We start from the raw sequence: 13,429 nt of genomic DNA, 5'->3' as shown, positions 1-13,429 counted from the left end.
TGAACTAAAGATTTATCTAAACTACTAAAAAAGGAAAACAAGCAAATGGCACCCAAGAAAAAAGTCACTGGAATGATCAAGCTTCAGATCCAGGCAGGCGCTGCTAACCCAGCTCCACCGATCGGTCCAGCTCTAGGTCAGCATGGTGTGAACATCATGGAGTTCTGCACCGCGTATAACAACGCAACCGCAGACCAAAAAGGAAACGTCGTACCGGTAGAAATCACCGTGTACGAAGACCGTTCCTTCACCTTCATCCTGAAGACTCCTCCAGCAGCCGAGCTAATCAAGAAAGCCGCTGGAGTACCAAAGGGTTCCGCAACCCCTCACACTGACAAGGTGGCGCACCTTTCCAAGGATCAGCTACTAAAGATTGCCGAGACCAAGATGGCTGACCTAAACGCCAACGACGTTGAGGCAGCTGCAAAGATCATCGCCGGAACTGCCCGCTCCATGGGTATCACCGTCGACGCCTAGAACCTTAGGCAAAAGCAACAAAAGCAACAAAAGCAACAAAAAAACTAAAGAAGTAGTGGGAGAACCAGATCGGTTCGCTAACCACAACTGTGACCAGAAAAGGAATAACAGCACATGGCAAAAAGATCAAAGGCTTATCTAGAAGCCGCAAGCAAAATCACCGAGGGTAAGTTCTATACCCCAGCCGAGGCAATTGCCTTGGTTCGCGAGACCGGATCAAAGAAGTTTGACTCAACTGTTGAAGTTGCCGTCAAGCTAGGTGTTGACCCTCGCAAAGCAGACCAGATGATTCGTGGAACTGTATCGCTTCCTCACGGAACCGGTAAGACTGCCCGCGTTATCGTTTTCGCAACCGGTCCAGCTGCGGAAGCTGCTATCAAGGCCGGAGCCGACGAAGTTGGTGGCGACGAACTGATTGAGAAGGTAGCTGCCGGATGGGTTGATTTTGACTCCGCAGTTTCCACCCCAGAGCTAATGGGTAAGGTGGGCCGCCTTGGAAAAGTTCTTGGTCCTCGTAACCTAATGCCAAACCCAAAGACTGGAACCGTTACTCCAGATGTTGCGAAAGCAGTAACAGACATCAAGGGCGGAAAGATCGAGTTCCGTATCGACAAGCAGTCCAACCTTCACTTCATTATTGGTAAAGCTTCCTTCTCAGCTAGCCAGCTAGTTGAAAACCTAGCTACCGCTATGGACGAGATTCAGCGTCTAAAGCCAGCAAGCTCAAAAGGTAAGTACATTATCAAGACAGCTCTTTCCACTACTTTTGGTCCAGGCATCTTGCTGGACACCACAGTAGCCAAGGCCTAACTACAAGCCAAAGAGCCGAAGACCAACGGTCTTCGGCTCTGGCTTTAGGTCTAGAAGTAGACTTCAACCAGAAAGCTCAAATCACCAAGGCTTAAAAAGCCTGTAAGGACGAGTGCCAGATGTTCTCCGCCGCAGATGAAAAGCGCGTATTAGATCTTGTTCCACGGGGCATATTTGTTAACGGCTCTTGGAAAGACTCAGCCGATAAGAAAACTCTTGATGTAATCGACCCAGCTACCGGCAAGGTACTTGTTTCTATTGCTGACGCTGCCCCTGAAGACGGCATGGCTGCCATCGAGGCTGCCCACAACGCACAGTCCGCCTGGGCCAAAACCGCTCCAAGAGAGCGCGCAGAGATCTTGCGCGCAGCCTTTGAAAAAGTAACCGAGATGGCCGACGAGTTTGCACTTGTTATGTCCCTTGAGATGGGTAAACCATTTGCTGAGGCTAAGGGCGAAGTAGCCTACGGAGCAGAGTTTTTGCGCTGGTTCTCCGAGGAGGCCCCAAGAATTACCGGCCGCTATGGCACAGCACCAGATGGCAAGAACCGAATCATGGTTCTAAAAAAGCCAGTTGGCCCATCACTTTTTATTACCCCATGGAACTTCCCGCTAGCAATGGCAACCCGAAAGATGGCGCCAGCCATCGCAGCTGGTTGCACCATGATCCTAAAACCTGCTGCCCTGACACCTTTGACTTCGATGTTATTTGTGAAGGTCCTGGAAGACATTGGTCTACCAAAGGGTGTTATCAACGTTGTCCAGACCACAAGACCTGGTTTGGTTACTGGGCCAATAATCAAGGACGAAAGACTTCGCAAACTTTCCTTCACTGGTTCTACTGGTGTTGGAAGAGCACTTATTGCTGACTCAGCAGATCGAGTTCTAAAGGTATCGATGGAACTTGGCGGCAATGCACCGTTCATTGTTTTCGAAGATGCCGATCTAGATAAGGCAGTAGAAGGCGCGATGCTAGCCAAGCTTCGCAACATGGGAGAAGCTTGCACCGCTGCCAACCGAATGATTGTTCACGAATCGGTAGCCGGAGAGTTTTCCAAGCGCCTTGCAGACAAGATGTCGAAACTGAAAGTTTCCAGAGGAACCGAAGACGGAGCCAACATCGGACCTCTTATCGATGAAAAGAGTAGAAACGCTGTTCACGCACTTGTAGCCGATGCTGTCTCCAAGGGAGCCAAGGTTCTAACCGGTGGAGCAATTCCAGCAGGTGAGGGATACTTCTACCCACCAACAGTTTTAGTCGATGTTCCAACAAATGCAGAAATTCTCAAAGAAGAAATCTTTGGTCCTGTGGCACCGGTGGTTACATTCAAGACCGAAGACGAGGCAGTCAAGATTGCAAACTCTACAGAGTATGGATTAATCGCTTACGCGTTCACCCAGAACCTAAATCGTGGGCTAAGACTCGCGGAAAAGCTTGAAGTGGGCATGTTTGGACTAAACGCTGGGGTGATTTCAAACCCAGCTGCGCCATTTGGAGGAGTAAAATCGTCAGGGTTAGGCCGTGAAGGCGGTTTTGAAGGAATCGAAGAGTATCTAGAAACTGTCTATGTTGGCATCGCTGATCCGATGAACGACTAGCAACAAAGGAAAAGGGAAATAGCCGGAATGAGAAAATCGACTTTGAAGATCACAAAAACAGTTTCCATTCTGGCTGTTGCCGGGCTAGTTCTTGCCGGATGCGCTGAGCCTCGGGTTGAAGAACCAGAAGCGTTTGTTTACCCGATTGCTCCACTCACCGGTGTTGCCTACATGAATGAATCTGAAATTCCAGACACCAATTCTTTCCCCGCCGTTTCCTGCAAGGTAGATAACGCTCCTGCTGGTCGACCTCAATTTAACCTAAACAAAGCAGACATCGTTCACGTTCAAATGGTTGAAGGTGGCTTGACCAGGCTTCTTGTCACTTGGCACTCACAGCCAGTAGACAAAGTTGGACCAGTTCGATCAGTTCGTCCAATGGACGCGGACATTGCAGCAGCCTTTGGTGGCATCTTCTGCTACTCCGGAGGAGTAGACATGTTTATTGCTTTGCTTCAGGACACTTCTTTGTACCTAGCTGATGAGAACACTCAGCAGTCAGTAAAGCCAAACAGCTTCTCTAGAACTCCAGAAAGATTTGCTCCACACAACATGGTTGTTGACATGGGCCTACTGCAGTCCCAGCACGAAGACCTTGCTTCACCACAGTCAATCTTTAACTACGCGGCATTCTTGGACGAGACAAAAGACTACGAACCTGCCTCTGCAAGCTCCGGTAAAGCAACTACTGATCTAACCATCGAGTACCCAGACGCCACCAGTTACTGGAAGGGCGATGGCTCCGGCAATCTGCTTCGCAGCCAGGACGGTGAGCCTCACATGGATGGCGTATCTGAAGAACAAGTCAGAGCCAAAAACGTTGTTGTTCTAGAAGTGCAGATCGATAGCAGCATCCGAGATGCTCGCTACGGAGTTATTCCTAAAACCATCATGGTTGGTTCTGGAAAAGTTTGGGTTTTTGTTGATGGCAAGCACATCGAAGGAACCTGGTCTAAGGCAACTCAAACCTCACCTATTGAACTTCTAGATTCAACCGGTGCTGTAATCAAGCTTGCTCCTGGGAACACCTGGGTTGAGCTGAAGCCAGACACCGCAACTCTGACTATTACCCCCTAAGACTAAATAGCCTAAAACCGCTAAATTACAGGGTTCTAGGGCGATTACTAGTCCTCGAAAGGCTCCCGCCCGGCAGCTAGCTCCCAAGGGGTTGCCTTGATGGACTCCTTGGAGACCAGGGGAGATGGACCATTAGCGAAATCCTCATAGACGATTTCGATTATGCGACTAGCCGACTCTCCCGGGTGAGGAGAGCTTGCCTCAACTAGTCTTTGAATCTCAATTTCCCTACTCGCTAAAGAATTATTTTTTGCTTTTTCAAGCATTTCTGTTAGCTCTGAAAAAGTTTTCACCCTAATTGAACTAGCTGCAGCAATTTCACCTGTTGCACTGAACTTCCAGTGGTCAGCATTTTCGAAAAAGATTGCAGGCTTTCCTGTAACAAGTGGATACTCACCAAGAAAAGAGATTCCATCGGTTACTAATATGTCTGTTGCTAAAAACAATCCGGCATAAGAACCAGCTTCATCAACCGAAGTGTTTGGCAATTCACTCCAAGACTTTCTCCAAGGAGACAACTCTTTTTCGGTTAGTACTTGTCTATCAGTTAGTGTGCTCCACAGAAATGGATGCGGACGCAAAACAATTTGGATGTCTGAATTTGCTTTTGCAAATTCCAACATCGGCAGATAAATTTTTGAAAACACACCAAAGTTATACCAGTGCGGCGAATAAGAGTGATGCGGAGCCCAAACTATCTTGAATTTTCCATCTTCAAGTGGCCAAGAAGACTTACCTAATTCCGCTTCACGCGCTAAGTTGTCAATTTTTGGTGAACCAGTGAAGTGAACATAAGAATTTCCGCGCTCAGTTAACGCATATGCATCAACAACATCTTTTTCTTGAGTGAAAACTAGCGATGCAAGTTGATGAAGACGCTGTGTAAACAGATGAGTTGCGACCGGTGCATCACCTTGACCCCCACCTGGCTCGTCATCAGGCTCGTCAACCATCACAAGTGAGAAATATGGGACATAGACGAGCCTGGTGAACTCCACCAAGTGATCAAACCTGACTGCCGGTTGGTAGTTTCGTTGCCAGGGGTAGTTCACAAAGACATAATCAGGGGCTAAATCCTTCAAAATAGCCAAACCATCAAGGCTTTGGCTCCCCGAACCCCCGGAATTTAGCCGAATATGGGGGATTGCCTTGCCTTCGAAGAAGGCATGCGCCTTCTCCTCCTGGGCATAGGCCAATTGGCCAGTTAGCTTCCTGGGCATGGACACCACAATTGGCTGAAAACGAGGGTCGTTAGCCATTTTTTGGTAGATCTCGTCAAGGGCATCCCAAGCCTCGAAATAGAGACCTAAAAACACGACTTTGATGGGTTCCATCCCCCAAACCTAGCAAAGTCCTAGGAAATAGCCTTTTGGACCAATTTTGATGAATTTTTCGGACATGACACGATTTTGGGCCTAAAAACAGGTGACTACCATCCTGTTTCCAGAGGGCGCATATAAGGGTCTAGTTAGCATGGAAAAGTCCCCAAAAATCTAGGAAATCAAAGGGATTTCGCGACACTTGTGAGGCGTGGCTAGAGATGGCGATTCGGGTATTCGGAAGGCTGCTGTTTAGTGGCTTTGCCCTGCCCAAAATAGACCCCAAAGGCCCCAAGTCTGGGGGTAAACATGCCGCCAAACCCTTGTTTGCAGCCCTCCGATCCAAGCGGGTGCTTAGGTGGATGGTTCCAGGTCTTGCCTTTATGGTGCTTTTGGCGTCAACACAGACTTCGAACGCGGCAAGTCTTTCCTCGGATTCAAACCAATGCCAAGTAGAAGTTGGCAGCCTTACCGGAGTATCCATTGCTCTTTATTCCAACAAGTGCGTAATTACTTTTTCTGGCACTGGTTCGCACACTTGGACTGCACCAACAGGTGTCACCACTTTCGACACTCTCGTAGTAGCTGGTGGTGGAGGTGGTGGAGCCGACGGTGGTAGCGGTGGTGGATCTGGTTCACTTTATGAGGCAACAGTTAACCTCAACGGAAACACGGGAAGACAATTCAACATTTTAGTTGGAGTTGGCGGTACACGAATAACTCACACAGCAGTAAACGGCGAAGCGTATAGCGCTAACGGTTCAGCAGGTGGAAACTCATCTATAACTCAAACCGGTCTTGGATTCTCAATCACTGCCTATGGTGGAAACCCGGGTTTTTGGCCAGATTACAGCGTCGCTAGGGCTGGTGGAGTTGGTGGATCACAACCAGTAGCAAGTGCGGGATCTACTTCACTTAGCAACGTCGGTTCTCATGCTGGTCGGAATGGCGCTGCCGTCGCCCCATATTGGGGAGCTAGTAGCGGCTACGACGGCAATGGTGGAGTAACCTCGAGCCTCTTTAGTGGACAGTTTATTGGTAGCGGTGGAAGTGGTGCTCACCTAGATGGGAATCTAAGGCCTGGAGGAAATGGTGGCGCTGGTGGTGGAGGTCGTGGTGGAGGCGGTAACGCCAGCGACGGTTGGGCTGACTACTTTGCCGGACACGGTGGAACTAATACCGGTGGTGGTGGAGGTGGTGGTTCTAGAAACGGAAACGTGGAGCAGTACACTATCGACGGCAGGAGTGACAAGTCAAGAAACGGTGGCACTGGTGGTTCTGGTGTCGTAAAGATCGCCTACATAGCGCCCGCTCTATCCCTGACCACAAGCGCAAACGGCGCGCGGGTGGGTGCGGACACACTTGTCCAGCCTGTTATTCAGCTAAAGAACAGCGCTAATGGCAACTTTTCCTCGAGCGGTGTAGTTGTTACCGCCGCAGTAACCTCGGGCACAGGAGTCTTGTCTGGTGCCACGGCAACAACAAACGCTTCTGGTGTTGCACAGTTTACGAACCTAAGGTTTACTTCTGGAACGCTTGGCACACTCACGTTGACCTATAGTGCCCCCGGGTTCGTCAACACCACTCAAACTATTAAGTTACAGACTTTTTCGACAGCCATAACAATTTCAGGTTCGAGTAGCTCTAACGGAAACTTTTTACAAGGTGTGTGGCTGGCAGATTCTGCAGGAGCTTCCAACATTCTCAATACAGATCTTCAGACCGCGCTCACGTCCAGCAATCTTCAACTCGATAGCACTGGAGCAATTACGGTTTCTGCGGCCGTGAGCAATGCAACCGCTGGTCGTTCCTTGACTTTGAATTGTGGCGGGTCTGGAAGATTCACTAACTCCGGAGGCGCCATTAGCGTCGCTGGCGACCTGACAGTTACCTGTGCTGGAGTTGACACAGAAGCTAATTTGACTGCCGTTGGAAGTATTCGATTGACGGGTACTTCATCCTCCGATTTGATCGAGATCTACTCAACATTGACCACAACCGGTGGTTCGAGTAGCGAGATTCGATTGAAGACTGTAAGTCGATTCCTCCTAGACGTCAGCGATAAATTGATAACCTCTGGCGGAGACGTTGTTGTATGGACTGGTTACGACAAAGTAGCTGGAACAAACAAGTCATCAACCACGATTTACCTAAATACCAGCTCTTCAATTGAAACCAACGGCGGCAAGATTTGGCTAGCCGGTGGCTTGGATGACGGAGGAGCTGACGCTTCTATAACCACTTCTCGAGGTAAGTGGAGCAGCGTTGTAGCAAGTGATGGATTGCCGGATGGTTACGCCGTTGGAATGAGCGTTAACAATGCATGGGATGTGGGAGTTTTTATCGAGGGTGGAACTCTCTTGAACTCAAAGGGAGGCGATATCTTTATTGCCGGAGCTCAGTCAACAAGCAGTTTGAGCGGCTACGCACATATAGCCCTAAAGAATGGTGCACGCGTAGATTCCGGCACCGGTCGAATCGCGATGTGGGGACGAGCCCTAGCAGGCACAAGCAACTGGAGCCAAGGCATCATCCTAAACTGGGAGGACAACACGACCCCAGTTGTGGTTTCGTCTAATGCCACAACCTCTGACGCAATCACCGTTTATTCAGACTCACAGGCTGGAGCAGCTTGTTCCAGAGGAATTACCGGATGGTGGCACGGTGTTTGGAGCGCCACCCGAGGATATCAGGGCTCTCAGATTCTCGCGACTGGACTTGGCGGAGGAATTACTTTAACAGGCTTGGGAAGCACTTCGACTTCTTGTTCAGGAGGGGATGGCTGGGGCGTAAACATTGAGTTTGCAGACGTCCTAGCAAAAAGTGGACCAATCACCGTTAATGCCATTGGAAACAGCAATGGCACAACTCCAGGTCTAGCCACCGGCTGGAGAGGAAACAATGCAAGTCTTTTTAGAATTGGGGCTTGGGCAGCCTCTGGCGGCGGGGAAGTCGGCGGTTCATCAATTACAACTCCGGGCGGAGTCACTGCGGATTTATCCAGCTCGTCCTCAAATGTTGTTATAAATACAAACAGCGTCTACTCGTGGGAAGCAGGCTATGGAACGGTGATTAACACGTCAGGTAGCGTAACCATACAGCCTGCAACAGTCACTAGCGGTGTAGTTTCATCAGCAACAGATTTCACAAGAGCTCAAACCGCCGGCAACTGGAGGTTCGGTAGATTCTCAACTCCTACCCGTTTATCTAGCTTCACGCTTGGACGATCTGGAACAACTTCGGATTTGACTTACATGGGAACTAGCACTTTCGGCTCCAGTCCAATTCAAACCGTCGGCAATGTAGCTATTGATGGTGGCACATTGCTTCTTAGTTCAAACATTGACTCGACCAGCGGCAACGTAACTCTTACCTCTACTGGAGCCTCAAAATCTTTTTCCAAGACCACCGAGACTATTACTGCTGGTCAGAATGTCACAATCTCTAGTGCAGCTTCAACCGTTTCAACAGGAAGTGGCACAATTACGGCAGGTGGTAACATCGATATTGACGCTGGCTCTACTGTTACTACCGCTGGAACAATTTCTACCTCGGGCGGTGCTCTCACTATCGATGGGGCATCGGTGGGGATTAACTCCGGCTCTAGTCTTCTTGGTACGTCTGGATCAACAATTCGCGTTAAAGCGACTGGCATAGTCACCTTTACTTCGGCGACAGTGCAGACCAATGGGCCGGGGGCCGCGGGCACAGGTGCTATTTCAATCTGGAGCGACTCAGATGGTAATGATGTTGGACACATCCATTCAGCTGGGACGCTTTGTGTCAACACCATCGGGTCCTGCGTTACTGCAACAGCCACTGGTGGATCAGATATTTACTTCGGTGGAGGATATACCTCTGACTCATCCGCATTCTTCCCGCCGGCAGGGTCTCCTTCTAATGGAGCTAATGACGGAATTCGTTTTTCAGACACTGTTGGTGCGAACAGAACAAAAGTATGGTCCGGTGGCGGTGACATCTCGATTGCTTCCAAAACCGCTTCAACTACCCAGCTCACCAAAGGTCAGTACTGGTATGGAGGCACAAACGTAAACTCGGGAAACGGTCAAATTCGAATCACAAACTTTGCAGGTTCCGTAACATCCAACTACACCTACGGGCTGTTTATCTCCGCGACTACCAACGCCACCACGATAACTTCTTCCAAGTCTTCCGGTGACGCGATTCGAATTGTTAGCTCCTTAGCCAACACTGGGAATTACTCGAACCCAGTGCTTTTTTATGACGGCACAGCTAGCGTAAGAAACACGGTTTCCGCCACTGGCGGCGGTGACATCTACTTTGAAGGAAATGCTTCGGGAACAGGGGCAAATACCTACTCATTTGATTTAAGTAACGTGGACATTACGGCTACAACTGGAGATATCTACTTCAACGGAAACCGAGGCGCCTGGTTTAACCGTGTCAATAGCGGCGGAACGAATATCGGGGCAACTTCAGGATCTGCCACTGGCGATGTTCTCTTTGTTGGGAACCGCTTCACAAGCTACAGCACCTCCTGGGCTCTCACGATGAAGACCTCCGGTAAATTAACCATCCGTCCAATCAGTGGAGAAAGTTTTGCCGAAACTATTTTGTTTCCTAGGTCTGAAGTTTACTTGGTAGGACTTTCAGGTCTTACAGTAGGCGGTGCTGGAAACACTGCTGACATTACCGCTGCAACACCAGCAGCTTCATCGAATTCGATAGCCGGACATGTGAGTTTTATAGGAGGTTCGGTAACTGTAAATTATCCTGTGACAACCACTGAATCTGGAGACATCGCCGTCACATCCTCTTCGACATCAACCATCGGTGCCATTCTCACTGCCGCAGGGGCTGTAGACATTACTGGCGAATCAGTTACTACCGCCAGTGCAATAAGTGCAACTGGATCAATTACCATCACATCTACTGGAGCATCAAGTAATTTGACAGCTGGAGCTAATTTAACTTCCACAGGTGTAGGAAACGCAATAGTCCTGAAATCGAAGAGCAACATTCTTACGTCGGCGAACATCACCCTTCAATCTAACGCTGGCCCAATCACTTTGTGGTCAGACTCCGACAGCGTCAACGAAGGTGGAATCCTAATTGCAAGTGGCGTATCCATAAACTCCAGTGGAGGAAACGTAACTCTTGGTGGAGGTGATGGCTCTAGCGTTCCGACTGGATACGCAAAAGCTACCGCCAGTATTAATTCATCTGCCAACGGGGCTTACTCAGGAATCAGGCTAATAGGTTCAATTTCTTCTGGAGCAGGAAATGTAGTTCTCCGAGGTCAAGACTCAGCTCGGGTTGGATTAACTTCCCACAACACTGGAATCGAAATTGAAAAACCGGCCAAGGTTACCTCAACAACCGGTTCTATTGAAATAGAAGGCTCATTAGTATCTGGCACAATGACCGGAACTGGCAATCACATTGGATTACTAATTGGGTGGGGAGGAACAGCGTCAACTGGAACAAACAAAATTTCTAGCACATCGGGAGACATCACGATTAGGGGACTGGCAGCTCCCTTTAGCAACTCCAAAGCGTACGGGCTCTGGCTAACTACCAACACAATTGAAAGTGTTGATGGTGACATAAGTCTTGTTTCCAGTGCTGGGTCAACGGTAGCGACCGAGCTACTTTACTCACAGGCCAGCGTTACCAGCACGAATGGTTCCATATCTGTGACAACTGGGACTAGCTCCGGAAATGCGACTTTCCAGACCTCTGCAGTCATGACTGCTGGAGGGACAATAACCCTTGGAGTCCATAACCCAACTTTCACTTCTCTGTCCCTACAAGGTACAGGCGGCAAGATCATTGAACCTGCTCCAGGAGCAGATAGCTTCGGGGCCTCGATTTCGAACGCCAACGTAACAGTATCGACGAATAGCTCTTCACTCCGTATTGGAAAAGTTGGCAGCACAAGTGCCATCACGGTGAGTGGAGCTAACTCCATCGCCGGGAATATAAAGTTCTATGGGGCAGCTATCTCGGTAAGTGGTAATCAAACCGCAACCGCGGATGGCGACATTGAAATTTACGGTAGCTCGATTTCTAATTCTGGAACGGTTACTTCTAACTCAGGAGATGTTTTACTCAAAGCAGACTCAATGGCACTAAGTGCAAATATCTCCGCAAGCTCTGGTGTAGTAACAATTAGCCCAGCGACAGACAACCTTCAGATCGATCTCGGAACAGAGACCAGCGGAAAACTCTCTTTGGTAGCAGCGGAGATAAATCGTTTTAGTACTAATGTCTTGAGAATTGGCGCGATTGACGGAACTAACTCTGGGGCTATTAGCATCACATCCGCACTGGCCCCAACTGGAACTGACACCATGGCTCTCCGAACCAGTGGTTCTGTAATTGGAACATCAGGCTCAATTTCTATTGCTAACCTTGCGATCGAAGCTGCTGAAATAAACCTTCCTGGCAACAATGGAGTTACTGGTGGACTAGCACTCAGCGCTTCTGGCGCCACCCTTACCTACAACCAAACATCCGGAACCTTTACCCCAAGCACCGTCGACTTGATTGACCCGGTTTATGGAGTTCCTAGCAAAGTTGTTTTGAGTCAAGTGCCGACCAATTCGACTGTCGATAAGTTTATGGCAGTGGCTTTCAACCCGCCACCTGTTGTCACCTTGCAAGATAGATACTCCAATTCACTAACTACTTCAAACGAATCTTCTAACGACTACACAGTTACCGCTACAAAAGCTTCAGGACCTGGCAACCTAAGTGGAACTACTTCTGTAACGACATCGACTACCGGTGTTGCTACTTTCAGCAACTTGAGCATCTCGGATAACACCGGATCTCACACCATAACTTTCACGGTTTCAGTGGTCTCGCCGAGCACAGCTGAGCTAACGGGCTCCCCAAGTGCTACGACCGGTACTTACAACATCCAGTCTGATCAGACCATTAGCTTTACCTCAACAGCACCTACTAATCCTCGAGTTGGCTCGACCGGATACACCCCAACAGCAACTTCAAGCTCTTCACTGACAGTTGCCTTCACAATCGAAAGCAGTTCCTCCGCAGTCTGTTCAATCAGTTCGGGTGTGGTGACCTACCAGAGTGTGGGTACCTGTGTAATTAACGCAAACCAGGCTGGAAACGCTGCCTATGCTGCAGCATCACAGGTTCAGCAGAGCTTGTCTGTGACTCCAGCAAAACTAGATCGACCATCCGCTCCAACTCTGACCGCTACATCCAGCACCCTCAAGTCCATTGGAGTCTCCTGGACAGCAATTACTGATGCATCCACTTACACGCTTAGGGTTTACAACTCTCCGGGGAGCGGTGATGCGAGAGTGGTCATTCTTGGAGTTTCTGGAACCTCAGCAACAATCACGGCCAGTAACTTCCCAGGAATTGCCGACGGTACTGAGTACTACGTCAGCGTTAGCGCAATCGCTAGCTCAACAGACGGTAACTCTGATGAAGGAGTAAAGGCAGCAGTAACTACAAACTCACCAGCCGTTACTCCAACTATTGAAACTCAACCCATTTCACAATCCATAGTCTTTGGGCAGTCCGTAACGTTCTCTATTGGAGCATCAAAAACTGACAACGGTGTATTGAGCTATCAGTGGCAGAAAGCTGGCTCCAACATCTCAGGGGCAACATCTTCGAGTTACACAATTGCGACCGTGGCGGCTGCCGACGCTGCGGCATATTCGGTGGTTGTAACAAACAGCCTCAACGGCACCACCGCAACGGCTACATCCACTTCTGTAAATCTTGCTGTGGTTGTCAATGTTACTTATGACTCCCAAGGTGGATCCAGCGTTTCTAGTACAACAATGAATGTCGGCGGATCAATTGCTACAGCACCGGCACCAACCAAAGCTGGTTACACACTTTCTGGTTGGTCCAGAACCACAACCGGTTCGGTAGTTAGCTTCTCCGGCGGCTACGCACCAGCTGACACTTCCGGATTTACTCTCTATGCCATCTGGTCCGCCAATAGCAACACCATCGTTTATGACTCCCAGGGCGGAACAGTTATTGCTAATGGATCAATGCTTACCGGCGGATCCATTGCCACAGCACCGGCACCAACCAAAGCTGGTTACACACTTTCTGGTTGGTCCAGAACCACCACCGGTTCGGTAGTTAGCTTCTCAGGCGGCTACGCACCAG

At 49.4% G+C, this 13,429-nt stretch carries 6 protein-coding genes; 5 read left to right on the top strand and 1 reads right to left on the bottom strand.

All coding sequences use genetic code 11. The features are described 5' to 3' along the window. The first annotated feature begins 45 nt into the window (after nt 1-45). From rplK to AC9UES_RS05035, 4 genes are all read left to right on the top strand, one after another. Entirely contained in the window at nt 46-477 is a 432-nt protein-coding gene (gene rplK / locus AC9UES_RS05050) for a 50S ribosomal protein L11 (protein ID WP_509527249.1), read from the top strand. A gap of 114 nt (nt 478-591) precedes the next feature. Next, nucleotides 592-1,287, top strand: a complete 696-nt coding sequence (gene rplA, locus AC9UES_RS05045; protein WP_509527247.1) for a 50S ribosomal protein L1 — start codon at nt 592-594, stop codon at nt 1,285-1,287. A 119-nt stretch (nt 1,288-1,406) separates the two neighbouring features. Further along, complete coding sequence (locus AC9UES_RS05040; RefSeq protein ID WP_509527245.1) at nt 1,407-2,885, top strand: NAD-dependent succinate-semialdehyde dehydrogenase; 1,479 nt, start codon at nt 1,407-1,409, stop codon at nt 2,883-2,885. A gap of 27 nt (nt 2,886-2,912) precedes the next feature. Further along, nucleotides 2,913-3,962, top strand: coding sequence for a DUF3048 domain-containing protein (locus tag AC9UES_RS05035; RefSeq protein WP_509527243.1), 1,050 nt, complete (start codon nt 2,913-2,915; stop codon nt 3,960-3,962). A gap of 47 nt (nt 3,963-4,009) precedes the next feature. Here the strand turns inward: AC9UES_RS05035 and AC9UES_RS05030 are convergent, their stop codons facing one another. Continuing rightward, nucleotides 4,010-5,296, bottom strand: coding sequence for a CDP-glycerol glycerophosphotransferase family protein (locus AC9UES_RS05030; RefSeq protein WP_509527241.1), 1,287 nt, complete (start codon nt 5,294-5,296; stop codon nt 4,010-4,012). A 206-nt stretch (nt 5,297-5,502) separates the two neighbouring features. Here AC9UES_RS05030 and AC9UES_RS05025 point away from each other — a divergent pair. Beyond that, nucleotides 5,503-13,429, top strand: a 7,927-nt coding sequence (locus AC9UES_RS05025) for an InlB B-repeat-containing protein (RefSeq protein ID WP_509527239.1), incomplete at its 3' end; no start/stop codon positions are given.

The organism is Rhodoluna sp. (genome assembly GCF_044232805.1).
GTDB lineage: Bacteria > Actinomycetota > Actinomycetes > Actinomycetales > Microbacteriaceae > Rhodoluna.
This window is presented reverse-complemented; position numbering and strand designations above follow the sequence as displayed.